Annotated in this window: 22 protein-coding genes; 6 read left to right on the top strand and 16 right to left on the bottom strand. The window is 71.9% G+C overall.

Going from position 1 to position 22,185, the window contains the following annotated elements; all coding sequences use genetic code 11:
* Positions 1-67: 67 nt before the first annotated feature.
* The 9 genes from hpnD to OG490_RS31060 form a co-directional block, all read right to left on the bottom strand.
* Complete coding sequence (gene hpnD / locus OG490_RS31100) at positions 68-1,036, bottom strand: presqualene diphosphate synthase HpnD (RefSeq protein ID WP_443065897.1); 969 nt, start codon at positions 1,034-1,036, stop codon at positions 68-70.
* On the bottom strand, positions 1,033-1,944 hold the full coding sequence (hpnC, locus tag OG490_RS31095; RefSeq protein WP_330299587.1) for a squalene synthase HpnC: 912 nt from the start codon (positions 1,942-1,944) through the stop codon (positions 1,033-1,035). Before hpnC ends, hpnD begins: the two co-directional genes overlap by 4 nt.
* 347 nt (positions 1,945-2,291) lie before the next feature.
* The gene (locus OG490_RS31090) at positions 2,292-3,074 is read right to left on the bottom strand and encodes an ABC transporter ATP-binding protein (RefSeq protein ID WP_330299586.1); all 783 of its coding nucleotides are present in this window, start codon (positions 3,072-3,074) and stop codon (positions 2,292-2,294) included.
* Complete coding sequence (locus OG490_RS31085) at positions 3,067-3,996, bottom strand: ABC transporter permease (RefSeq protein ID WP_330299585.1); 930 nt, start codon at positions 3,994-3,996, stop codon at positions 3,067-3,069. The genes OG490_RS31090 and OG490_RS31085 overlap by 8 nt, the downstream gene beginning before the upstream one ends.
* Before the next feature lie 96 nt (positions 3,997-4,092).
* Positions 4,093-4,965: a glycosyltransferase family 2 protein gene (locus tag OG490_RS31080; protein ID WP_443065995.1), complete on the bottom strand. Its 873-nt coding sequence runs from the start codon at positions 4,963-4,965 to the stop codon at positions 4,093-4,095.
* An 8-nt stretch (positions 4,966-4,973) separates the two neighbouring features.
* Positions 4,974-5,753, bottom strand: coding sequence for a CDP-alcohol phosphatidyltransferase family protein (locus OG490_RS31075; RefSeq protein WP_330299583.1), 780 nt, complete (start codon positions 5,751-5,753; stop codon positions 4,974-4,976).
* On the bottom strand, positions 5,731-6,792 hold the full coding sequence (locus tag OG490_RS31070; RefSeq protein WP_330299582.1) for an iron-containing alcohol dehydrogenase family protein: 1,062 nt from the start codon (positions 6,790-6,792) through the stop codon (positions 5,731-5,733). Before OG490_RS31070 ends, OG490_RS31075 begins: the two co-directional genes overlap by 23 nt.
* Positions 6,780-7,532 carry a phosphocholine cytidylyltransferase family protein gene (locus tag OG490_RS31065; protein WP_330299581.1) on the bottom strand — a complete coding sequence of 251 codons (753 nt, stop codon included), beginning with the start codon at positions 7,530-7,532 and terminating at the stop codon, positions 6,780-6,782. Before OG490_RS31065 ends, OG490_RS31070 begins: the two co-directional genes overlap by 13 nt.
* A complete protein-coding gene (locus OG490_RS31060) occupies positions 7,529-9,322 on the bottom strand; it encodes a DUF5941 domain-containing protein (protein WP_330301138.1) in 1,794 nt (597 codons plus the stop codon). The genes OG490_RS31065 and OG490_RS31060 overlap by 4 nt, the downstream gene beginning before the upstream one ends.
* Before the next feature lie 532 nt (positions 9,323-9,854).
* On the opposite strand from OG490_RS31060, the gene OG490_RS31055 reads away from it, so the two are divergent.
* Together OG490_RS31055 and idi are read left to right on the top strand one after the other, a co-directional pair.
* Positions 9,855-11,093: a bifunctional class I SAM-dependent methyltransferase/N-acetyltransferase gene (locus OG490_RS31055; RefSeq protein WP_330301137.1), complete on the top strand. Its 1,239-nt coding sequence runs from the start codon at positions 9,855-9,857 to the stop codon at positions 11,091-11,093.
* Positions 11,094-11,260: 167 nt separating this feature from the next.
* Entirely contained in the window at positions 11,261-11,860 is a 600-nt protein-coding gene (gene idi, locus OG490_RS31050) for an isopentenyl-diphosphate Delta-isomerase (RefSeq protein ID WP_330299580.1), read from the top strand.
* Positions 11,861-11,889: 29 nt separating this feature from the next.
* Here the strand turns inward: idi and OG490_RS31045 are convergent, their stop codons facing one another.
* Together OG490_RS31045 and OG490_RS31040 are read right to left on the bottom strand one after the other, a co-directional pair.
* Entirely contained in the window at positions 11,890-12,411 is a 522-nt protein-coding gene (locus OG490_RS31045) for an ATP-binding protein (protein WP_443065994.1), read from the bottom strand.
* Between the two features lie 130 nt (positions 12,412-12,541).
* Positions 12,542-13,273, bottom strand: coding sequence for an HdeD family acid-resistance protein (locus OG490_RS31040; RefSeq protein ID WP_330299578.1), 732 nt, complete (start codon positions 13,271-13,273; stop codon positions 12,542-12,544).
* A gap of 93 nt (positions 13,274-13,366) precedes the next feature.
* On the opposite strand from OG490_RS31040, the gene OG490_RS31035 reads away from it, so the two are divergent.
* Positions 13,367-14,200, top strand: a complete 834-nt coding sequence (locus OG490_RS31035) for an enoyl-CoA hydratase/isomerase family protein (RefSeq protein ID WP_330299577.1) — start codon at positions 13,367-13,369, stop codon at positions 14,198-14,200.
* On the opposite strand, the gene OG490_RS31030 is transcribed toward OG490_RS31035, so the two are convergent.
* Together OG490_RS31030 and OG490_RS31025 are read right to left on the bottom strand one after the other, a co-directional pair.
* Positions 14,175-14,813 (bottom strand): DJ-1/PfpI family protein, encoded by a 639-nt coding sequence (locus OG490_RS31030; protein ID WP_330299576.1) that lies wholly within the window; start codon positions 14,811-14,813, stop codon positions 14,175-14,177. The genes OG490_RS31035 and OG490_RS31030 overlap by 26 nt on opposite strands.
* Positions 14,814-14,895: 82 nt before the next feature.
* Positions 14,896-15,858: a GlxA family transcriptional regulator gene (locus OG490_RS31025; RefSeq protein WP_330299575.1), complete on the bottom strand. Its 963-nt coding sequence runs from the start codon at positions 15,856-15,858 to the stop codon at positions 14,896-14,898.
* A gap of 168 nt (positions 15,859-16,026) precedes the next feature.
* Between OG490_RS31025 and OG490_RS31020 the strand changes: the two genes are divergently transcribed.
* The 3 genes from OG490_RS31020 (at position 16,027) to OG490_RS31010 (ending at position 19,460) form a co-directional block, all read left to right on the top strand.
* Entirely contained in the window at positions 16,027-17,313 is a 1,287-nt protein-coding gene (locus OG490_RS31020; protein ID WP_330301136.1) for an SLC13 family permease, read from the top strand.
* 32 nt (positions 17,314-17,345) lie between these two features.
* Positions 17,346-18,983, top strand: coding sequence for an ABC-F family ATP-binding cassette domain-containing protein (locus OG490_RS31015; protein WP_330299574.1), 1,638 nt, complete (start codon positions 17,346-17,348; stop codon positions 18,981-18,983).
* 240 nt (positions 18,984-19,223) lie between these two features.
* Positions 19,224-19,460 carry a hypothetical protein gene (locus OG490_RS31010; RefSeq protein ID WP_330299573.1) on the top strand — a complete coding sequence of 79 codons (237 nt, stop codon included), beginning with the start codon at positions 19,224-19,226 and terminating at the stop codon, positions 19,458-19,460.
* Positions 19,461-19,531: 71 nt separating this feature from the next.
* Here the strand turns inward: OG490_RS31010 and OG490_RS31005 are convergent, their stop codons facing one another.
* The 3 genes from OG490_RS31005 to OG490_RS30995 form a co-directional block, all read right to left on the bottom strand.
* Positions 19,532-20,317 (bottom strand): SDR family NAD(P)-dependent oxidoreductase, encoded by a 786-nt coding sequence (locus OG490_RS31005; RefSeq protein WP_330299572.1) that lies wholly within the window; start codon positions 20,315-20,317, stop codon positions 19,532-19,534.
* A gap of 85 nt (positions 20,318-20,402) precedes the next feature.
* Positions 20,403-21,584, bottom strand: coding sequence for an MAB_1171c family putative transporter (locus OG490_RS31000; RefSeq protein WP_330299571.1), 1,182 nt, complete (start codon positions 21,582-21,584; stop codon positions 20,403-20,405).
* A complete protein-coding gene (locus tag OG490_RS30995) occupies positions 21,574-22,119 on the bottom strand; it encodes a hypothetical protein (RefSeq protein ID WP_330299570.1) in 546 nt (181 codons plus the stop codon). The genes OG490_RS31000 and OG490_RS30995 overlap by 11 nt, the downstream gene beginning before the upstream one ends.
* Positions 22,120-22,185: the final 66 nt, after the last annotated feature.

Below are 22,185 nucleotides of genomic sequence, written 5' to 3'. Positions count from 1 at the left end.
GGGGCGCGTCGGGTTGCCCCGGCCCGCGCCGCGGCCGCGCCCGGCCGCACCGGCCCGCGGGCCGCCATCAGAGCCGCCTCCGGTTGCTCTGGCGCGAGATGGTCCGTGCGTCGAGCCCGGAGAGCCCGCGGACGGCCACGTACGCCTTCTCGTGCGGCGGCAGCGAGACGCGGCCCCGGAGCACGGCCTCGGGCTCGCGCTCGATGCGGTCGAGCAGCCGCCGGTAGATCCCGGCCATCGCGGCGACGCAGGCGCCGCTGCGCCGGTCAAGCAGGGGCAGCAGCCGGTAGCCCTCGACGAACAGGGCGCGGGCGCGCCGGACTTCGTGGTGGACGAGTCCGGCGAAGTCGGCGCCGGCGGACATCCGCTCGCTGTGGAAGCCCTCCGAGCAGCCGAACTTGGCGAGGTCCTCGGCGGGCAGGTAGGTGCGCCCGTTGCCCGCGTCCTCGCGAACGTCCCTCAGGATGTTGGTGAGTTGCAGCGCGAGGCCGAGGGTGTCGGCGTACTCGCCGGCCCGGGCCGCGTCGGGTGCGCCGGGGGTGGTGCCGAACACGCCGAGCGAGAGCCGGCCGATGGCTCCGGCGACGCAGCGGCAGTAGACCTTGAGGTCGTCCCAGGTCTCGTAGGTCTCGCCGCGCACGTCCATGAGGACGCCGTCGATGAGTTCGTCGAGCCCTTCCAGGGGGATGGGGAAGCGGCGCGAGGCGTGGGCGAGGGCGACGGCGACCGGGTCGGTGTCGTCCTCGTCGATCTGCTCGGCGCGGATCCGGCCGAGCAGGGCGCGGGTCTCCTCCAGCCGGGCCAGTTTGACCTCGGGGGCGAGCGTGCCGTCGCCGATGTCGTCGACCCGCCGGGAGAAGGCGTAGAGCGCCGACATCGCTTGGCGTTTGTCGGCGGGCAACAGCCGGATTCCGTAGGCGAAGTTGCGCGCCTGCGAGCCGGTGACGGCCTCGCAGTAGCTGTAGGCCGCCAGTACGGGCGCGGTCGGAGCGCCGGGTGCGGACGCGTGTGTGGGGCCCTCCACGGTTGGGCTCACCCCTTTCTCGGCGCTGTGCGCAGGACGGCGGCCACCTCGCGGAGCAGGCCGCTCTTGGTGGGCTTGGGCGGGCCGGGGAGTACGTCGAAGCCGGCGTCGGTGACGGCTCGCAGGGCGGCGCGCCCTCCTCCCACGAAGCCGGCGAGCAGCAGCCGGAGTCTTCCGTGGACGCTACCCACGAGCGGCGTGCCCTCATTGAGGAGGTCCCGCGCGCGTTCGGTTTCGAAGGCGACGAGCGCGCGTACGGATGCTCCGGCGGTCGGGGCTCCCAGGTCGGATTCGGACACGCGGAAGCGCCGCATGTCCTCGCCCGGGAGGTAGATGCGGTCGCGGGCGAGGTCCTCGGCCACGTCCTGGAGGTGTTCGGCGATCTGCAGGGCGGTGCAGACGGCGTCGGAGCGGCGGATCCGCTCGGGGGTGCTGGTACCGGTGAGGCCGAGGACGAGGCGGCCGACGGGGTTGGCGGAGAGCTCGCAGTAGCCGACCAGGTCGCCGTACGTCTCGTAGCGCGCGACCCGCTGGTCCTGCCGGTTGGCTTCGATGAGCCCGAGGAACGGCTCGGGGGTGAGCCCGTGGTCGCGCACGACGGGTTGCAGGGCGAGCATCAGGGGATGGCGCGGGGGGCCGTCCGTGCCGCCGAAGACCCGCTTCAGGTCGGCCTCGAAGGCGTCGAGCATGGCGAGCCGGTCGTCCACGGCGGCGGGATCGAGGCCGAGCAGTACGGCGTCGCGGCCGCCCGGGGCGAGATCGCCGTCGCCGATGTCGTCGACCAGGCGGGCGTAGCCGTAGACCGCCATCAGGCCCCGGCGCCAGGCGCGGGGCAGGAACGCGGGGGCGACGGGGAAGTTCTCGCTGCGGGCCTTGTCGAGGGTGAGGCCCTCGGGGCTGATGCCGTGCTCCGGGGTCACCGCCCGCCGCCCGCGGCGGGCACGGCCGTCGTGCCTGGGGGCCGGAGAATTCCCGTAGCCATTGCCGTCACATCTCCCGTTCTACACTGCCAAGCCAATGCATCCCATTTCGGACACGCCGCCGGACTTTCCCGGGGTGCCTCAGGCTATTCACCTGTGGGGAATCGTCCCCTCTTGCCCGCGATTGAGGACTGGCCCAGCTTACGCTGTACAACGCCGCGACGGCTCGACGGGTATTCACTCCGCCACTGATGTCGCCACCGCCGCCGGAATAAACTTCACGGCAACCCCACGGCATGCCGCGACCCCCGCCGCGCGAAGCGGCGGGGGCCGGTGGCCGGGCTCCGTCAGCTGGTCGCCTTCTCGTACGCCGCGACGACTTCCTCGGTGGGTCCGTCCATGAGGAGTTCGCCCCGCTCCAGCCACAGCACCCGGTCACAGGTGTCGCGGATGGACTTGTTGTTGTGACTCACAAGGAAAACGGTTCCCGCGGTCTTGCGCAGTTCGCGGATGCGTTCCTCGGAACGCACCTGGAACTTCCGGTCACCGGTGGCCAGCGCCTCGTCGATCATCAGGACGTCGTGGTCCTTCGCGGCCGCGATGGAGAAACGCAGGCGCGCCGCCATACCGGATGAGTAGGTGCGCATCGGGAGGGAAATGAAGTCGCCCTTCTCGTTGATGCCCGAGAAGTCGACGATGCTCTGGTAACGCTCTCTGATCTGCTCGCGGCTCATGCCCATCGCGAGACCGCCGAGGACCACGTTGCGCTCGCCGGTGAGGTCGTTCATCAGCGCGGCGTTGACGCCCAGCAGCGAGGGCTGGCCGTCGGTGTAGACCTTGCCGGCCTCGCAGGGCAGCAGCCCGGCGATGGCGCGCAGCAGCGTCGACTTGCCCGAGCCGTTGGAGCCGATGATCCCGATGGCCTCGCCCTGGTACGCGGTGAAGGAGACTCCGCGCACGGCGTGGACGCGGCGAACGCCCGGCGAGTCCCCCTTGCGGCGGCGGATTATCTTGCTGAGCGCCGCCGTGGCACTGCCCTTGCCGGAGCTGCCGGTGTTGACCCGGTAGACGATGTGCACGTCGTCGGCGATGACGGTGGGGACGTGTCGCCCCTGGTTGTTCTCAGCCACGGCCGTAACGCTCCTCAGCCTTCCAGAAGTACACGAAGCCGCCGAAGCCGATCACGACGGCCCAGCCGACGGCGAAGGCCCAGACGTGCGGCGGCAGGTTTGAGTGGCCGTACCCGTCGATGAGCGCGTAGCGGATCAGGTCCATGTAGATCGCCGCCGGGTTCCACTGGAGCAGCTCGGCGATCCATTCGGGCTTGCCCTTGAGCATCGTGCCGATCGAGAACATGACGCCGGACGCGTACATCCACGTACGCGTGACGAACGGCATGAGCTGCGCGAGGTCGGGGGTCTTGGAACCCATCCGCGCGAAGATCAGGGCGAGGCCGGTGTTGAAGGCGAACTGGAGCACCAGAGCCGGGATCACCAGGAGCCACGACAGCTTCGGGTAGTTGCCGAAGCCCATCACGACGATGAACACGACGATCATCGAGAACAGCAGCTGCTGGAGCTGCTGGAGCGAGAAGGAGATCGGCAGTGAGGCCCGCGGGAAGTGCAGGGCGCGGACCAGGCCGATGTTCGCGGGAATGGCCCGGACACCTGCCATGAGCGAGCTCTGGCTGAAGGTGAAGACGAAGACGCCGATCACCAGGAAGGGGATGTAGTCGTCCTTGTGGATGCCCTTGCCGGCGTTCAGGATCAGGCCGAAGATCAGGTAGTAGACCAGGGCGTTGAGCAGTGGGGTCGCCACCTGCCAGATCTGGCCGAGCTTCGCCTCGCTGTACTGGGCGACCAGCTTGGCCCTGGAGAACGCCAGGATGAAGTGGCGCCGGTCCACCAGCTCCCGGATGTACTGCGGCAGCGTGGGGCGGGCCCCGCTCACGGACAGCCCGTACTTCCTGGCGAGCTCCGCGGGGCTCAGCCCCGCGTCTTCGGACGGCGGCTTGCTCGTGGCGAGGGCGCCATCCTGAGTTGTGTCACTCACAAGATGAAACTTTCCGTCTTCATGATGCGGCAGAAGGTGGCATCGGGCCTGAGGCGATGGGGTCGTGATCGCGCCATGTTCTCAGACGCGGGGGGATCAGATGACAGGCGGTCGGCCCAGCCGGGTCAGCCGCCAGACCGTACGCCACCTCATGGGGCGCCGGGGTCCGCAGGGGGTGGTCCACCCCTCCTTGAACCCGCCGAACCAGGCCTTGAGCGCCGGCATCGAGGGCCTGCGCAGGAGCGTCAGGAGGAGCCAGACGCCCACGTAGACCGGGACCAGCGGGGCGGGAAGGTTGCGGCGGGCGAGCCACACCCGGTTGCGGGCCACCATACGGTGGTAGACCGCGTGCCGGGAGGGGGCCGTCGTGGGGTGCAGGAGCACCATGTCCGCGCGGTAGTCGATCTGCCAGCCGGCGTCGAGCGCCCGCCAGGCCAGGTCGGTCTCCTCGTGGGCGTAGAAGAACTCTCCCGGCAGGTCCCCGACCTGCTCGAACACCTTCGTGCGGACGGCATTGGCGCCGCCCAGGAAGGTGGTCACGCGCGAGGAGCGCAGCGGGTCGGCGGCGCGCAGCCGGGGCACGTGCCGGCGCTGGGTCTCGCCGGTCTCCGGATCGGCGATCCGGAAGCTGACGATCCCGAGCTCGGGGTCCTCGGTGAAGGCCTGCCGGCACAGCTCGGCGGTGTCGGTGCGCTCCAGCAGCCCGTCGTCGTCGAGGAAGAGCAGGGCGTCCACCTCGCGTCCGCCGGGTCCGAAGGCCTCGATGCCCACGTTGCGGCCGCCCGGGATGCCCAGGTTCTCGGGCAGCTCGACGGCGCGTACGCCCTCGGGAAGCCCGGTGAGCTTCACGCCCTGACCCACGACGGCCACCTCGACCGGGGGCCCGTCCTGGCGGGCCACGGAGTCGAGGAGCGCCTTGAGCTCGTCGGGCCGGTTGCCCATGGTGATGATCACGGCGCCCAGCCGCATCGGCGTCGTCACTTGAGCCTGCTGGAGGCCATGATCGACACCAGGTGCAGAACGGTCTGGAGCAGCGCGATGCCCGCCAGCACGGCGACGCCGAGCCGGGAGAAGTACAGGTCGCCGCGGACCTGGTCCAGGACGGCCAGCAGCACGATGAGCATCGACGCCTCGATGCCGAGGACGAGCCGGTGGAACTTGAGCGCGGCCGCGGCCCGGCGGGCGAGGGCCATGCCGGAGGAGCGCGGCTCGGCGGCCGACTCCTGGACCGGCGGCTTGCCGGTCTGGTGCCGGGCGACGCCGACCAGGTCCGTCTCGGCCTTGATCAGGATCGCGCCGAGCGCGGCGAGGGTGCCCAGGAAGGCCCACAGCCAGTCGATCCGGCCGGTGCCCCACAGGTCGCTGGCGCGCAGGCCGAAGCCGACCAGGACCGCGGCGTCGCACAGGTAGGCGCCGACCCGGTCCATGTACACGCCGGAGAGCGAGTACTGCTTCTTCCAGCGGGCCACCTCGCCGTCGACGCAGTCGAGCAGCAGGTAGAGCTGGACCATGACCAGGCCGAGCACGGCGCCCCAGACGCCGGGCACCAGCAGGGCCGGGGCGGCGAGGACACCGGCGAGCGTCATCAGGTAGGTCAGCTGGTTGGGCGTGACCTTGGTGCCCACCAGGACCCGGGTGATGCGCAGGGAGATCTCGCGCATGTAGAGGCGTCCGCCCCAGTGCTCGCCACTGCGCCGGTCCTTGACGCCCGGCGGGTGGACGACGGGCCGGAGTTCAGCTACGGATGGTCTGGGCATAGTCGGCGTATGCGTCCCTGATCTCGGCTGCGGACAGGTTGAGGTGCTCCAGGATCGTGAAGCGTCCCGGACGGGTCTGGGGTGCGTACTCCACGGCCGTGACGAACTCGTCCACGCTGAACCCGATCTCCTCGGGCCGCACGGGCAGGCCGTGGCGCCGCAGCACCTCGACGAAGAGCCCGGACTGCTCGGCGGACCCCCGCAGGTGCATCGCGAAGGCCGCTCCGATGCCGACCTGCTCGCCGTGGAGCGCGGAGCGCCCCGGGAAGAGCAGGTCGAAGGCGTGGCTGATCTCGTGGCAGGCGCCGGACGACGGGCGGGTGTCCCCGCTGATCGCCATGGCGATGCCGGAGAGCACGAGCGCCTCGGAGAGCACGGTGAGGAACTCGTCGTCGCCGCATCCACCGGGGTGGCGCAGTACGGACTCGCCGGCGGTACGGGCCATGGCGGCGGCCAGGCCGTCGACGGGCTCGCCGGTGACCTTGTGCGAGAGCTCCCAGTCGGCGATGGCCGAGATGTTGGAGATCGCGTCGCCGACGCCGGCGCGGATGAACCGCACCGGGGCCTCCCTGATGACGTCGAGGTCGACGACCATCGCGATCGGCATGGGGACTCCGTAGGAGCCCCGGCCGTTGTCGTTGTCCAGGATGGACACCGGAGAACAGATGCCGTCGTGGGAGAGGTTGGTGGCGACGGCCACCATGGGCAGCCCGACCCGCGCCGCGGCGTACTTCGCCACGTCGATGATCTTGCCGCCGCCCAGGCCCACGACGGCGTCGTAGCGGCGGCCCTTTATGTCGTCGGCGAGCTTGACCGCGGAGTCGATGGTCCCGTCGACGACGGCGTACCAGTCGGCGTGCGGCAGCACGGGCTCCAGCTTGGCGCGCAGCACCGCACCGGAGCCTCCGCTGATCGCGATGGCGAGCTTTCCGGACGCGGAGACGCGCTGGTCGGCCAGGAGGCCGGCCAGATCGTCCATCGCCCCCCGGCTGATGTCGACGACAACAGGCGAGGGGATCAGCCGCGTCAGTACAGGCATGCGATCGTCCGGCCCTTGGCGAGGTCGTCGTGGTTGTCGATCTCGACCCACTTGACGTCGCCGATGGGGGCCACGTCGATCGTGAAGCCGTCGTTGACGAGCTGCTGGTAGCCGTCCTCGTAGTAGAGGTCGGGGTCGCGCTCGAAGGTGGTCTTCAGGGCCTCGGCCAGCGCCTCGGCGGCCTCCGGCTCGATGAGGGTGACGCCGATGTACTCGCCGGTGGCGGTGGCGGGGTCCATCAGCTTGGTGATCCGCTGGACGCCCTTGCCCTCGGCGGTGATGACCTTCATCTCCTCGTCGGCCAGGTGCTTGACCGTGTCGAGGGCGAGGATGATCTTCTGGCCCTGGCCGCGGGCGGCGAGCAGGGTCTTCTCCACGGAGACCGGGTGGACGGTGTCGCCGTTGGCAAGAATCACACCCTGCTTGAGGACGTCACGCGCGCACCACAGGGAGTAGGCGTTGTTCCACTCCTCGGCCTTGTCGTTGTCGATCAGCGTGATCTTGACCCCGTACTTGGCCTCCAGGGCCTCCCGGCGCTCGTACACGGCTTCCTTGCGGTAGCCGACGACGATGGCGACCTCGGTGAGGCCCACCTCGGCGAAGTTGCCGAGGGTCATGTCGAGGACCGTGAGGCTCTCCTCGTCGCCTTCGGGGCCCACGGGTACGAGGGCCTTGGGCAGGGTGTCGGTGTAGGGACGCAGGCGGCGTCCGGCACCGGCAGCGAGGACGAGGCCGATCATGCTGGTTCTCCTTCATCATGTACGGCGGGTGCCCCGGAGGAAACCCAGAAGCGGATGCTCTCCACGAGCACCACGAGTGCCACGAACACGGCCAGGGCCGTGAGCGCGACGGGGAAGTCGGTGGCGCGCGATGCCAGGACGGAGGCCAGGACCGTGGTCAACAGGACCCGGCCCTCGTGCCCGCCGGTCGTCCGCACCAGCCAGTGCGGGGGCGCGCCGGTGCCACCGCGGATGCGGTACACCGTGTCGTAGTGATGGTAGGCGACCGCCGCGACCAGTCCGAATGCCGCCGGAAGGGCCCCGGGTACGTCCGCCTTGGCGGCGAGGATCAGCACCGTGGTGTATTCGGCGGCCCGGAAGACGGGCGGGACGAGCCAGTCGAGGGCGCCCTTGAGGGGGCGGGCCACGGCCGCGCCGGCGAGGACCGCGTAGAAGACGGCGGCGACGACCACCTGGCGGGAGCCGAACGCGTACGCCCAGGCCGCCCACAACAGGGCCCCCGAGCCGATCACGGCTGCGGCGATCCCGGCGCCGGGGGCCATCCGGCCCACGATGCGGCCCGTGAACTCGGCGATCGGGCCCGAGTCGGCGAGGTCGGCCAGCGCCTGCGCAGCCCGGTCGGTCCGCTTCGCCTTGCGGGTCAGCGAGCGCAGGACCCGGCCGGCGGTGGTGTAGAGCGCGCCGAAGGCACAGCCGACGAGGAGGGCGTAGAAGACGATCCGGGGGCTGGTCACGGCGGTCAGCACCGCGATCATGGCCCACCGCTCACCGATCGGCAGGATGATCATCCGGCGGACCCAGACCGTCCAGCCGACGCTGTCGAGCCTGCCGGAGAGGGCCGCGGTGGGGCTCGTATTGGCCGTGGCGTCGTGGTTGGCCTCGTTGAAGGCGAAGTCCACGACGTGCCGGCAGGTCATGAGGATCATGGCGCCGAGGGCCAGGGCCCATACGTCGTCGCCGTTCCTGGCCGCGCCGAGCGCGAGGCCCGCGTAGAAGGAGTACTCCTTCGCGCGGTCGAAGGTGGCGTCGAGCCAGGCGCCCATCGTCGAGTACTGGAGCGCGTACCGGGCGACCTGCCCGTCGACGCAGTCCAGGACGAAGGAGACGAGGAGCAGCACACCGGCGGCGACGTAGCCCCCGCGCTCGCCGGTCGCGGCGCAGCCGGCCGCGATCAGGGCGGTGATCAGGGAGGCGGTGGTGATCTGGTTCGGGGTCAGGCCCCGGCGCGCGCACCAGCGGGCGATGTAGCGCGAGTACGGGCTGATGAAGAAGGTGGTGAAGAACCCGTCGCGGGACTTCACGGCGGTGCGCAGCCGGACGGCCTCGCCGTCGACGGCGGCCACGGCGGCGCTCGCCGCGTCGCGCTCGGCGGCGCTCGCGGGGACGGCGGCGACGAGGGTTCCGAGGTCGGGGCGCTGGACGGCGGTGCCGTCGGCCTCGACCGCGGCGGCGAGCAGGTCCGGGTACGGGCCGCCCTGCTGCTCCGGCGAGGTCACGGCGAGGGCCGCGGCCCGGTCGAGGGCCGCGCGGGCGCCCGGCTGGACCGCGAAGGCCCCGGTGACGGCGCAGGCGTCGAACCGCGGATCGGTCAGCGCGAGCCGCAGGGCGTGCGCGTGCCCGACGAACCCGCCGTCGACGAGGGCGACCCGCTGATCGGCGGGTACGAGGGCCAGCGCGGCGGCGGTCTCCTGCGGGGTGGCCGCGGGCCGCACGTCGAAGCCGAGGGAGCGCAAATCGTCCGCGAGCGGCGATCCGGGGACCGGCAGGCCGGTAAGGATGACGGTCGGCAGACGAACTCACTCCTTGCGCGAACACACGAAACGGGACGTGTCCCAGGACGCACCAGGTGGGGCGGCCGCACGTCGGCAGAGGCTATCGGATGAACGGAAGCCGGGGTTCACCGCCCGTTTACGCCCCGATAAGCCGAATATCCCGGGGCCATGGCCCTCGGCCTGATCATCATTGACGAGAACGCCGGGGGACTCAAACCGTCGCGGTGTTAGCCTGATCGCAGACGTGTGCGAATACCGGCATTGCGTCCCAATCCGTGTGAAACATCACGAATACCGGAAACGAACGAGGAAGAGGTGGGTTGATGACCGTCGTAGAGGTCGCGGCCACGGGCGGCGACGAACTCCGGTCCATCCCCACCTCCTTCCGGGCATCCGGCCGGGCCTGATCTCACCGACGGGCCGGTCGGCCGGAGCCCCCGTTCAAGGGTTCACGTTGACCGATACCACCGATACCACCGACAACGACGACAACACCGACCTCTTCGACCGCACCGACCCCTTCGACGACGACCTCTTCTTCGAAGCCTTCATCCGGCTGCACCGCGGACTGCCCCGGCAGTCCCCCGGCTCCGAGGCCACCACCCGCCACCTGCTGTCCCTGTGCGGACCGCTGCCCGATCGGCCGCGCGTCCTGGATCTGGGCTGCGGTCCGGGCCCGAGCGCCCTGCTGCTCGCCGCGGAAGCGGGCGACCGGGGCGCCGATGTCACCGCCGTCGACCTGAACGACGGATTCCTCGACGAGCTCCGCACCGCCGCGGCGGCCCGCGGGCTCGCCGACCGCGTGCACGCCGTCAAGGCGGACATGGCCGACCTCCCCTATCCGGATGGTTCCTTCGACCTCCTCTGGTCCGAGGGCTCCGCCTACAACATCGGCTTCGCGAGCGCGCTCGCCCGCTGGAAGCGGCTCCTCGCACCCGGCGGCACCCTCGTGCTGAGCGAATGCGAATGGACCGTCCCGGAGCCCTCCGCCGGGGTCCGCGCCTTCTGGGACCCGCACTACGCGCTGCGCTCCACCGCCCGCAACCTCGCCGCCGTCCAGGCCGCCGGGTACCAGGTGCTCGGCGTCCACCGGCAGCCCGACTCCGACTGGGCCGCGTACTACGGCCCCCTCGGCGAGCGGGTGGCCGCCGCCCCGGAGCCGGCCGGGCCGCAGGCCGCGGCCGCGCTGGGCTTCGTCACCGAGGAGCTCGACGTACGGGCGCGGTACGGGCACGAGTACGGGTACACGGCCTACGTCCTGCGCCCGGCGACGGCCGGGGACGGCGGCGCCTGGCCCACCCGCCCGGAGACCGCGGCCGACACGGCCGCCGTGCACGCACTGAACTCGGCCGCCTTCGGGACCCCCGCCGAGGCGGACCTCGTGGACGCGCTGCGGGTGGACGGCTCCTGGCTGCCCGGCCTCTCCTACGTGGCCGAGGGCCCGGACGGGTCGGTCGCGGCGCACGCCCTGCTCACCCGGTGCGAGGTGGACGGGGTCCCCGCGCTCGCGCTCGCCCCGGTGGCCACCGACCCGGCGCTCCAGCGCTCGGGCGCCGGCAGTGCGGTCGTAGGGGCGGTGCTCGCGGCGGCCAAGGAGCGCGGGGAGTCGCTCGTACTCGTCCTCGGGCATCCCGCGTACTACCCGCGCTTCGGTTTCGCACCGGCTTCGCGCTTCGGAATCCGGGCGCCTTTCGAGGTTCCGGACGAGGCGATGATGGCGCTGGTGCTGGATGATTCCGTGCCGGTTCCGGCGGGCACGATCACATATCCGGCCCCGTTCGGAATCTGACGCACGGCCGAATCGGCGGACGCCGCCGAATCGGGCGCGTTCGCCGAATGGTTCGTCCCCCGCCGCTTATCACGTGGCGGGGGGCGGACATGCGCGGATCACCGAAGTGGGGACAAACCTCTTTTGTACGGCAGACTGAAGGCCGAAGTCCGAAGCGAAGGATGGGTATGCCGACCACACCAGCCACCGCCGCGAACAGCGCGTCCACCGGCACCGGCACTCAAGAACCGATCATGCTCGAACTGGTCGACGAGTCCGGCAACACCATCGGCACGGCGGAGAAGCTCTCCGCTCATCAGGCCCCCGGTCTGTTGCACCGGGCGTTCTCCGTGTTCCTCTTCGACGAGAAGGGCCGGCTCCTGCTCCAGCAGCGCGCCCTCGGGAAGTACCACTCCCCCGGAGTCTGGTCGAACACGTGTTGCGGTCACCCCTATCCCGGGGAGTCGCCGTTCGCGGCGGCGGCCCGGCGGACCCACGAGGAGCTGGGGCTGTCGCCCTCCCTGCTCGCGGAGGCGGGGACCGTGCGCTACAACCATCCGGACCCGGCGTCGGGGCTGGTCGAGCAGGAGTACAACCACCTGTTCGTGGGACTCGCGCAGTCGACCCTGCGGCCGGACCCGGAGGAGATCGCGGACACCGCGTTCGTGACCGCCGGGGAACTGGTGGAGCGCAACGCCGAGGAGCCGTTCTCGGCCTGGTTCATGACGGTGCTGGACGCCGCCAGGCCCGCGATCCGCGAGCTGACGGGCGACGCGGCGGGCTGGTAGGACCTGGCCCAGGTACGCCGGTACGCCGGTCAGCTCGCCGGAACCGGCGGGGCGGCGGGTGCCTGGGCGGCGGGTGCGGTGAGCGGCAGGGCCGCCCAGATCACCTTGCCGCCCGTCGAGGTGTGCTCGACGTCGCAGACCCCGCCGGCCTCCAGGGTGATCTCCCTGACGAGCAGGAGCCCCCGGCCGCCGGTCTGGCCGAAATCGGCCTCCAGCGCCTTGGGCCGGTACGGGTGGTTGTCCTCGACGGCCACCCGTACCCACTCCCGGCCGATCGCGACTTCGACCGCGACCTCCGGCGAGAGCAGGGCCGCGTGCCGGACCGAGTTCGTCACCAGCTCGGAGACGATCAGCAGCAGGGAGTAGACCAGGTCCTGATCGGCCGGCACTCCCTGGCGGCCGAGCAGGTCACGGACCGCCCGGCGCGCCTGCGGAACGGATTCTTCTAGAGCGGGAGCGGTGAATCGCCACACTCCCTCGTACGCGAGGGGGGCGGCCGGAGCCTCCGGCTCACCCCCCATGACTGGCGGGACGCTCCCGCTGACATCCATCTCCCGGCCCCCGTCTTCACGCTCGATCGTCTCCACACGTCAAGAGTGGGGACCGGACTGGTCCGGACCGGACCGCTGACCAGAAGTCAGCGTCATTCGGACACTTTCTGACCGTTGGCGTATGACAGAGTCAGTTGTTCGACTGTTCCTGATCTTCCGATCGACGCTTCTCGGCCGCCTCGCGCACCTTGTCCGGCTCGCCTGCCTTGTCCGCCGCGGCATCCGCAGCCCCGGCCGCCGCCCCGGCCGCCGCCCCGTCCGTCGTCGTGGGCTCGTCCCCGTCCTTGACCAGGCCCAGGATGCGGCGCGCACCCATGCCCAGCGCGATCAGGCTGAGGCCGTCGAAGAGCAGCGCGAGGGAGAAGAAGGTTCCGATCACGTACAGACTGCTGCCGGGCCAGTTGGACAGGATCAGGAAGCCCAGCAGGATCCCGAAGGCACCCTGGACCAGGGTCAGCCCGAAGTGCGCGCCGCGCACCACGAGGGCGCCGACCAGCCGGAAGACCCCTCCGGTGAGGAACAGCAGCGCGGCAAACATCGTCAGCGCCTCGGCGCTCGCCTCCGGGCGGCGCAGGATCACGAACCCGGCCGCCATGTTGATCGCGGCGACGATGACGGCGAGCCAGAAGTAGTTGCTCTTGCGCGACTGGAAGGCCTGGAGCAGCCCCACCACTCCGCCCGCCAGCAGCAGCCAGCCGAAGAGGAACATCGTGGTCAGGGTGGCGACGCCGGTGTAGACGAGGCCCACCAGCCCGGCCAGCACCAGCAACACCCCGAGCAGGGCCATCACTCCGAAACTACGGCTGACCTGCTTCTTGTCAGCCTGGTTCTCCCGGGGGCCACCGGAACGGTCTGCGCCCATGGACACGCCACCTCCTCGCACCCCCGAACGGATTCCCCCGCTACCCCGGATCTCTTGATCATAGGTTTGACCGTCCGGGATAGCATCCGGCGCATGGACGCAGCCCCGGGCGCAGCCCTCCTCTCCTCGGTCTCCGAAGGTGTCGCCACCGTCGTGATCTCCCACCCCGCCAAGCGCAACGCCATGACGGCGGCGATGTGGAGCGGGCTGCCGGAGCTGCTGGCCGGGCTGGCGGCCGACCCGGCCGTACGGGTGCTCGTGCTGACCGGAGCCGGTGAGACCTTCTGCGCGGGGGCGGACATCTCCTCGCTGACCGGGGACGACGATCCGCAGGCCCTGGCCGTCGCCGCGGAGGAGGCCCTGGCCGCCTTCCCCAAGCCCACGCTGGCCGCGATCCGCGGCTTCTGCGTGGGCGGCGGCAGCCAGCTGGCGGCCGCCTGTGATCTGCGCTTCGCGGAGGAGGGCGCCTCCTTCGGCGTGACCCCGGCGAAGCTGGGCATCGTCTACCCGGCCTCGTCGACCCGGCGGCTCGCGGCGCTGGTTGGGCCGGCCGCCGCCAAGTACCTGCTCTTCTCCGCTGAGTTGGTCGACGCCGACCGGGCGCTGCGCACGGGCTTCCTGGACGAGCTGCTCCCGGCCGGCGAACTGGCCAAGCGGGTGGCGGAGTTCACCCGGATCCTGACCACCCGTTCGCAGCTCACCCAGGCTTCGGCGAAGGAGTTCGCGGACGGCCGCACGGACCGGGACGCGCACTGGGCGGCGCAGGCCGCGGGCAGCGGGGAGATGGCGGAGGGCGTCGCCGCCTTCCTCGGGCGGCGCGCGCCGGCCTTCACCTGGAGCCCGGAGCCGGGCCCCGCCCCGGGGTCGGGGCTGGGCCCGGGCCCGGCCGTGGCTCCGGTGCCTACCGGGATCCCGTCGGCGGAGTGAGCGCGCGGAGCCTCGCGACGAGTTCGGCCGGAGCCTTGTCCGGGGAACCGGCGTCGTAGGGCGGCTGCGGGTCGTACTCGGTCATCAGCTGCACGGTCTGCGCGATCTCGTCCCCGGCGATGCGGCCGAGGAGCGTGAGCCCCATGTCGATCCCGGACGAGACCCCCGCGGCCGTCACGTACTTCCCGTCGAAGACCACCCGCTCGCCGGTGGACTGAACCCCGAACGGCGCCAGCTGGTCCAGGTACAGCCAGTGGCTGGTGGCCCGCCGGCCGTCGAGCAGGCCCGCGGCGGCGAGCAGCAGCGAGCCGGTGCAGACGGAAGTGGTCCAGGTGGTGGTGGCGTCCACGGCCCGCAGCCAGTCGAGCACGGCGGGGTTCTTCATCTCCAGCTCGGGGTGCGGACCGCCGGGCACGATGACGATGTCCGGCCGCGTCACCTCGCCGAGCCCCTTGTCGGCGACGAGGGCGAGGTTCCCGTTGTCGGTGCGGACGGGGCCGGGCCGCTCGGAGACGAAGACGGTCTCGGCACCCGGCAGGCGGCCGAGGGTGTCGAAGGGGCCGATGGCGTCGAGGGCGGTGAAGCGGTCGTAGAGCAGTACGGCGATCTGCATGGCTCCTCCGGAGCGGGTGTCGGGTGTCAGGTGTCAGGTGTCAGGTGTCAGGTGTCGGTCGTTTTTCGTTGTTCGTCGGTCGTCAGCGCGGGGCGCCGAACCGTCTGCGGTACTCCGCCGGCGACTGGCCCAGGGTCTTGACGAAGGCCCGTCGGAGGGCCTCCGGGGTCCCGTACCCGCAGGCCCGGGAGATCTGGGCCACCCCCTCGGCGCCCTCCTCCAGCAGCCGCCGCGCGTGTTCGACCCGCACCCGCTCCACGTACCGCCCCGGCGTGACCCCCGTCTCCGCCTGGAAGGCCCGCGCGAAGTGCCGCGGCGACAGCGCGGCCCGTTCCGCCAGCGCCTCCACGGTCAGGTCCTCCCCCGGGTGCTCCGTGATCCAGTGCTGCACGTCCCGCAGCGGCTCCCGCCGCGCCGTCTGAGCGGCCAGCTGCGCGCTGAACTGCGCCTGGTTTCCGGGCCTTCGCAGGTAGACCACCAGGTGCCGGGCGACCGACAGCGCCAGTTCCCGCCCGTGGTCCTCCTCCACCAGCGCCAGCGCGAGGTCGATCCCCGCGGTGACCCCGGCCGAGGTGGCCACCGAACCGTCGCGGACGTAGATCGGGTCCGGTTCGACGGTGACGGCCGGGTAGTCCCGGGCCATCTGCTCGCACACGTACCAGTGCGTCGTCGCGCGCCGCCCGTCCAGCAGGCCGGCCTCGGCCAGCAGCAGTCCGCCCGTGCACACCGACACCAGGCGCTCCGCGTGCCCCCCGTACGCGCGCAGCCAGTCGGTGAGCCTGGGCTCGAAGTCCCCCCGGTAGTGGCCGCCCGGCACCAGCAGCGTCGTACCGGCGCCCGGCCGCTCCCCCTCCAGCTCCCCGTCGGGTGCCAGCGTCAGCCCGCTGTTCGTGCGGACCGGTGCGCCGTCCAGGGAGGCGGTCCGGATCGCGTACCGCGCCGGTCCCGGGTGGCGCTCGGCGCCGGAGAACACCTCCACCGGCCCCGTGACGTCCAGGCTCTGCACCCCGTCGTAGAGCAGCACGAGCACATTTCGCAACGACATGACCTCATCGTGTGACACCCCGGCCATGGCCGCAATGACGGGCATCCCACCTATTCGGCCATGATGCGATCCTGTCGTGGTCCCGCCGACACGCCGCCCCGACCACCCGAGCCGTACCGCCCGCGCCTCAAAGCCACCCCCGCCGCCCTCCCCGCTCCGGAGCCCCTCCTGAACGCCCTCGCCGCCACCTGCCTGTCCGTTGCCCTCCTCTTCGGCGTACTGGCCTTCGCCGTCGTGCGCCCGCGCGGCCTGCCGGAGGCCGCCGCCGCCGTACCCGCGGCCGCGCTGCTCGTCGTACTCGGTGTCGTACCGCCCGCCGACGCCTGGGCACAGCTGCGCGATCTGCTGCCGGTGGTCGGTTTCCTCGCGGTGATCCTGGCGCTGGCCCAGCTCTGCGCCGACGAAGGGCTGTTCCGGGCCGCGGGCGCCGCCGTGGCCCGGCACGCGGCCGGGCGCGGGCCGGTGGCGCTGCTTGGCGGGGTGTTCGCCGTGGCCTCGGTGGTCACGGCGACGCTGAGCCTGGACGCGACGGTGGTGCTGCTGACCCCGGTGGTGCTGGCGACGGCCGCCCGGCTGGGGGCCCGGCCGCGGCCGCACGTCTACGCCACCGCACACCTCGCGAACTCGGCTTCGCTGCTCCTGCCGGTCTCCAACCTCACCAATCTGCTCGCCTTCGCCGCGAGCGGACTGTCCTTCACCCGGTTCGCGGCGCTGATGGCCCTGCCGTGGCTGGCGGCGATCGGAGTGGAGTACGCGGTCTTCCGCCGCTATTTCCGGGCCGACCTGGCCGCCGCCCCGGAGCACGTGCCCGAGGCCGCGGAACCCGCGCCGCTGCCCCGGTTCGCGGCGGGCGTGCTCGCGCTGACCCTGGCCGGCTTCGCCCTCGCCTCCTTCGCCGGGGCGAGCCCCGCCTGGGCGGCCCTCGCGGGCACGCTCGTCCTGGCCGTACGGGCACTGCGGCGCCGGGAGACCACGCCGGTCCGGATCCTGGCGTCGGCGGCCCCGGCCTTCTGCCTGTTCGTGCTGGCGCTGGGGGTGGTGGTGCGGGCGGTCGTGGACCACGGGCTCGGGGACGCACTGGACCGGGTGACGCCCACCGGGGACTCGCTGCCGGCGCTGCTCGCCGTGGCGGCCGTGGCCGCCGTGCTGGCCAACCTGATCAACAACCTGCCCGCGGTGCTGGCGCTCCTGCCGGTGGCGGCGGTCGGTGGTGCGGGGCCGGTGCTGGCGGTGCTGATCGGGGTGAACATCGGGCCGAACCTGACCTATGCCGGGTCGCTGGCGACGCTGCTGTGGCGGCGGATCCTGCACGCGGACGGGGCGGGATCCGCCGGTCCGGGCGGGAGCCCGGTGCGGCTCGGGGAGTTCACCCGGCTCGGTGTGCTGACCACCGTGCCGGCTCTGGTCGCCGCGGTGGCGGCGCTGTGGGCCGCCCTCCGCGTCCTCGGCACCTGAGCCTCCGGGGCGGCGGATAGGATCGGGAAATCATGACTGCAACCCTCGTCGCCAAGAAGCTCACCGCCGCGCACGGTGAGCACACGCTCTTCGCCGATCTCGACCTCGTCGTCGCGCCCGGCGACGTCATCGGACTCGTCGGCGTCAACGGCGCCGGGAAGTCGACCCTGCTGCGGATGCTCGCGGGTCTCGACGCTCCCGAGACCGGTGAGCTGCGGCTCTCCCCGCCCGGCGCCGCCGTGGGGCACCTGCCGCAGGAGCCGGAGCGGCGCTCCGGCGAGTCGGTGCGCGAGTTCCTGGCCCGGCGGACCGGCGTGGCCGCCGCCCAGGCGGAGCTCGACGCGGCGACGCAGGGTCTCGTGGACGGGACGCCGGGCTCGGACGACGCGTACGCGGACGCCCTCGACCGGTGGCTGAACCTCGGAGGCGCCGACCTCGACGAGCGGGCCCAGCAGGTGGCCGACGACCTCGGGCTGTCCGTCGGCCTCGACCTGCCGATGACCGCTCTGTCCGGCGGCCAGGCCGCCCGCGCCGGGCTCGCCTCGCTCCTGCTGTCCCGCTACGACGTCTTCCTGCTCGACGAGCCCACCAACGACCTGGACCTGGACGGTCTGGAGCGCCTGGAGCAGTTCGTGAAGGGCCTGCGCGCCGGCACGGTCGTGATCAGCCACGACCGCGAGTTCCTCACCCGCACCGTCACCAAGGTCCTCGAACTGGACCTGGCCCAGCAGCAGATCAACCTCTACGGCGGCGGCTACGACGCCTACCTGGAGGAGCGCGAGCGGGCCCGCAACCACGCCCGCGAGGAGTACGACGAGTACTCCGACAAGCGCTCCGCCCTGGAGGACCGGGCCGCGATGCAGCGCGGCTGGAGCGACAAGGGCGTCAAGAACTCCAAGCGCAAGGCCACCGACAACGACAAGTCCGCCAGGAAGGCCGCCGCCGACGCGAGCGAGAAGCAGGCCTCGAAGGCCCGCCAGACGCAGCGCGCGATCGAGCGGCTCGAAGTGGTCGACGAGCCGCGCAAGGAGTGGGAGCTGCGCATGGAGATCGCGGCGGCGCCGCGCTCCGGCTCGGTGGTGGCCACCCTGCGCGAAGCGGCGGTCCAGCGCGGGGACTTCGCGTTCGGACCGGCCAGCCTCCAGATCGACTGGGCGGACCGGGTCGCCATCACCGGCGCCAACGGGGCCGGAAAGTCGACCCTGCTGGCCGTGCTCCTGGGACGCCTCGCCCCGGACTCCGGATCCGCCACGCTCGGCTCGGGCGTGCGGGTCGGCGAAGTCGACCAGGCCCGCGGCCTGTTCCTCGGCGAGGAACCGCTCATCGACGCCTTCTGTGCGGCCGTGCCCGACACCGAACCGGCCGAAGTGCGCACCCTGCTCGCCAAGTTCGGCCTGAAGGCGGCGCACGTGACCCGTCCGGCGGCCACCCTCTCCCCCGGCGAGCGCACCCGCGCCGCCCTGGCGCTGCTGCAGGGCCGCGGGGTGAACCTGCTGGTGCTGGACGAGCCCACGAACCACCTGGACCTTCCGGCGATCGAGCAGCTGGAGTCCGCCCTGGAGGCCTACGAGGGCACCCTGCTGCTGGTCACCCACGACCGCAGGATGCTCGACGCGGTCCACGTGACCCGCCGGCTCGAAGTCGCGGGCGGCAAGGTCACCGAGCTCTGACCGGAGCGCGCCCCGAGGTGCCGACCGCCCCGAGGGCGACTAGCGTGTCCGAGTGAGAGCCGCAACCGCGGAGCACGCCCCCTCGGCCGGATTCCACGTGGCCGAGGAGCAGCGATGCGCTTCCGCATTTCCGGCGGCCCTGTATCCGATCCGCGGTGCGCATGCTCGTCCTGCAGCCCGCGGTTCCATCCCCCTCATGCCCGGAGGGTCGGGGAGGGTGGAAGGAAAGGGAAAATTCTCATGTTTGCACTGCGAACGAAGCGCCTCTTCGCGCTCTCCGCTGCCGGTCTCCTGATGGCCGGCGGAGCCGCGCTCGGCGCGGCAGGTACCGCTTCGGCGGCAGCCCCGACCCAACACGTCAGCTACGTCGCGGGCGGCTGGGGCCACGATGACGATCACGGCTGGCACCACGGTGGCTGGAACTGGGACGACGATGACGACAACGGCTACGGAGGTCACGACCACGGCGACTGCTGACTCGTCCCCCTGCACATCAGGCGTGCGCGGCCCGTCACCGAGCCGCGCATCGCGCTGTCGCGGCGCAGTGGTCAGCTCCCGTCCCCCGTGTCCGCCGGGGGGCGGCGCTTGCGGGCCATTTTGCGGGCCACGAAGGTGCGCGGGAGGTGGCGCACGGCCAGGGCGTACGCCTGGTAGCGCAGGCCGGTGATGCTGACCGGGCGGCGCAGGGCCAGGTCCTTGAGGGCTCGGGCCACCACGTCGGACGGCTCCAGCCACACCGCGTCGCGCAGGGCGCTGACGTCGGATCCGGCGCGCTGCTGGAACTCGGTCCGGGTGAATCCGGGGACCACCGCGAGCACGCGCACCCCGTAGGGCTCCATGTCCACGCGCAGCGACTCGCTGAAGGCGGTGACCCAGGCCTTCGCGGCCCCGTACGTCCCGGTCGGCAGGAGTCCGGCGACCGAGGAGACGTTGAGCACCGCGCCCCGGCGGCGTTCGCGCAGGCCCGGGAGGAGGGCGTGGGTGAGCCGGAGCGGGACCTTGACCAGCAGGTCGAGCATCCGCTCCTCGTCCTCCACCGGGTTGTACGGGAAGGGCGCGGGGAGGCCGAAGCCCGCATTGTTGACCAGAATGTCCACGGGCCGGTCCCGGTCGGCGAGCCGGTCGGCCACGGAGCGCAGGTCCTCGGGGTCGAGCAGGTCGGCGGGCAACACCTGGCAGACGACGCCGAATTCGCGGCCGAGCTCGGCGGCGACGGCTTCGAGGCGGCCCTTGTCGCGGGCCACGAGGACGAGGTCGCAGCCCTTGGCGGCGAAGCCGCGGGCGAAGGCCGCGCCGAGTCCGGCGCTGGCCCCTGTGATCAGTACGGTGCTCAAGAGACTTTCACTTCCTGGCGGTTGAGCTCGTGGTGCGGGTGCGGTCTTGCGATTTACGGGTGGTTACGGTTGCTCTGCGGCGGGCTCATGGGGCGAAGGCGGCCGTGGCGGGCGAGGCGTAGGCCCGCGCGACGTCCACGAGGAAGCGGGCCTCGCTGTCCAGGCAGTCCCCGTCGGCCGAGGTCTGGAGGGCTGCGGGGAGTTCCAACGGGTTCGCTTCGCCGCGCTGTTGCGGGATCCCGGCCAACTTCGCCTGCCGGGCCTCCTTGAGTACGCAGGCCAGCGCGGCCGCGGGGCGCCCCGGTTCGGGGACCCCGTTCCCGGCGACGTGGCCGCGGGCGAGCTCCGGCACGCCCGGAGCCACGTACTCCCCGAGGATCAGGATGGCGTCGCGGGTCTCGATGACCTTGCGGTAGACGAGCAGGTTGCGCGGGACCGGGGGCCACAGCAGTTCCAGGACCCGGCCTGCGCGCGGCTTGTTGAGGGCGACGTGCGGGACGGCGTGGACCAGGTCGCGCCAGAGCGGCCAGAGCCGCCAGGCGGTGGCGATGTCGGCGGCCGTGCCGCGCAGGGTGAAGAGCGTCGGGACCAGGATCGCGGCGGCGCGCAGCAGGCCGTGCACGTTCATCAGCAGCGGGTTGGCGGGCATCGCCCAGGTGGCGCCGAACAGCGCCTTGAGCAGGTACACGAACCAGAACACCCCGGCGAGGGCGGTACCGAGACCGAACAGCCGCAGCCCGACGGCCAGTCCGCGGCTTTCGGCGCGGCGGCTGTAGCGCCAGCAGACCGATACGCAGATGGTGTTGGCGAGCAGGTGCGCGGACATCAGCACCAGCCAGTAGGCGAGCGAGGGCACCGGGGAGCCGACGGGCGGGATGGTGTGCGTGCCGTGCGGCGGTGCGACGGCGTCCAGGACGACGAGTGCGGTCAGCCAGACCACGGTGCCGGCGCCGGAGGCGATCTGGAGCCGGCGGCCCCGGGTCGCGGCGGCCACGAAGTAGAGCACGGCGCCCGCGGAGAGGACGCCGATGAGGTTGCGGACCAGCCCGATGGTGTGGGCGTAGCCGGGGTCCTGGCTCATGGCGTAGGCCACCACGTCGGGGAGGTTCAGCGTCATCGCGGCGGCGGCGGTGGCGACGGCGAGCCACAGGCCGCGCTGGTGCGGGGAGCGCAGGGCGCCGGGGGCGCGCAGCAGGACGGCCACCCAGAGGCAGACGACGCTGGGGACGGCGAGGGCGTCGCCGAAGGCGGTGAGATCAGATGCCATGGCGGCCGTGCCCCCGCCTCTGGCGCTCGTAGCCCATCGCGGACTCCAGCCTGGCCAGGGTGGTCCGGGCCTCGTCTCCGTCGCCGTGGTGCGGGCCGGGGGTCGCCGTCCGGATGCGGATCATGCTGGCGAGCATCTCCGCCTCCTGCTCCTGACGGGTGGTGTAGTTGGTGCGCCCGAGGATGACGGGGACGCCCCCTTCTTCCCCACCGGCTCCGGTGGCCCCTTCGGCCTCCCCGTCCAGCGAGTTGTGCCCGAAGAGGATGTGGCCGATCTCGTGGAGCACGATGTGCTCCTGGTGCAGCGGGGTGGTCTGGGCCTCGTAGAAGACGTAGTCGACGCTGGCGGTGCCGACCCACAGGCCGCACACCCCCGACTCGGCCGCTTCCTTGGGCAGCGGGTGGAGCCGGATGGGCCGGCCCCGCTGCTCCGCTATCCGGTCGCACAACCCGTCGAGGGAGAAGGGGTGTGCCAGCTCAAGACGGCCGAGAATCGCCTCGCAGCGTTTACGCAGACTCGGTTGCGGGTGGCGCATGTGTTCCCTCTTCGGACCCTTTCTCGGGCAGCGTCGGTAGGCGTGCGTGGGCAGGGGCATGACGTC

Source organism: Streptomyces sp. NBC_00503 (assembly GCF_036346895.1).
Classification (GTDB): Bacteria; Actinomycetota; Actinomycetes; order Streptomycetales; family Streptomycetaceae; genus Streptomyces.
Note: the sequence above shows the minus strand (reverse complement) of the source record. Positions and strands in the feature narration are given on the sequence as shown.

Bases quoted from the DNA above. Each gene is read 5' to 3' on its own strand.
- OG490_RS31080 (WP_443065995.1), bottom strand. From the start codon at position 4,965: ATGCGGCTGGGCGCCGTGATCATCACCATGGGCAACCGGCCCGACGAG.
- OG490_RS31075 (WP_330299583.1), bottom strand. From the start codon at position 5,753: ATGCCCAGACCATCCGTAGCTGAACTCCGGCCCGTCGTCCACCCGCCG.
- OG490_RS31070 (WP_330299582.1), bottom strand. From the start codon at position 6,792: ATGCCTGTACTGACGCGGCTGATCCCCTCGCCTGTTGTCGTCGACATC.
- OG490_RS31065 (WP_330299581.1), bottom strand. From the start codon at position 7,532: ATGATCGGCCTCGTCCTCGCTGCCGGTGCCGGACGCCGCCTGCGTCCC.
- idi (WP_330299580.1), top strand. From the start codon at position 11,261: ATGCCGACCACACCAGCCACCGCCGCGAACAGCGCGTCCACCGGCACC.
- OG490_RS31045 (WP_443065994.1), bottom strand. From the start codon at position 12,411: ATGGATGTCAGCGGGAGCGTCCCGCCAGTCATGGGGGGTGAGCCGGAG.
- OG490_RS31040 (WP_330299578.1), bottom strand. From the start codon at position 13,273: ATGGGCGCAGACCGTTCCGGTGGCCCCCGGGAGAACCAGGCTGACAAG.
- OG490_RS31035 (WP_330299577.1), top strand. From the start codon at position 13,367: ATGGACGCAGCCCCGGGCGCAGCCCTCCTCTCCTCGGTCTCCGAAGGT.
- OG490_RS31030 (WP_330299576.1), bottom strand. From the start codon at position 14,813: ATGCAGATCGCCGTACTGCTCTACGACCGCTTCACCGCCCTCGACGCC.
- OG490_RS31025 (WP_330299575.1), bottom strand. From the start codon at position 15,858: ATGTCGTTGCGAAATGTGCTCGTGCTGCTCTACGACGGGGTGCAGAGC.
- OG490_RS31015 (WP_330299574.1), top strand. From the start codon at position 17,346: ATGACTGCAACCCTCGTCGCCAAGAAGCTCACCGCCGCGCACGGTGAG.
- OG490_RS31010 (WP_330299573.1), top strand. From the start codon at position 19,224: ATGTTTGCACTGCGAACGAAGCGCCTCTTCGCGCTCTCCGCTGCCGGT.
- OG490_RS31000 (WP_330299571.1), bottom strand. From the start codon at position 21,584: ATGGCATCTGATCTCACCGCCTTCGGCGACGCCCTCGCCGTCCCCAGC.
- OG490_RS30995 (WP_330299570.1), bottom strand. From the start codon at position 22,119: ATGCGCCACCCGCAACCGAGTCTGCGTAAACGCTGCGAGGCGATTCTC.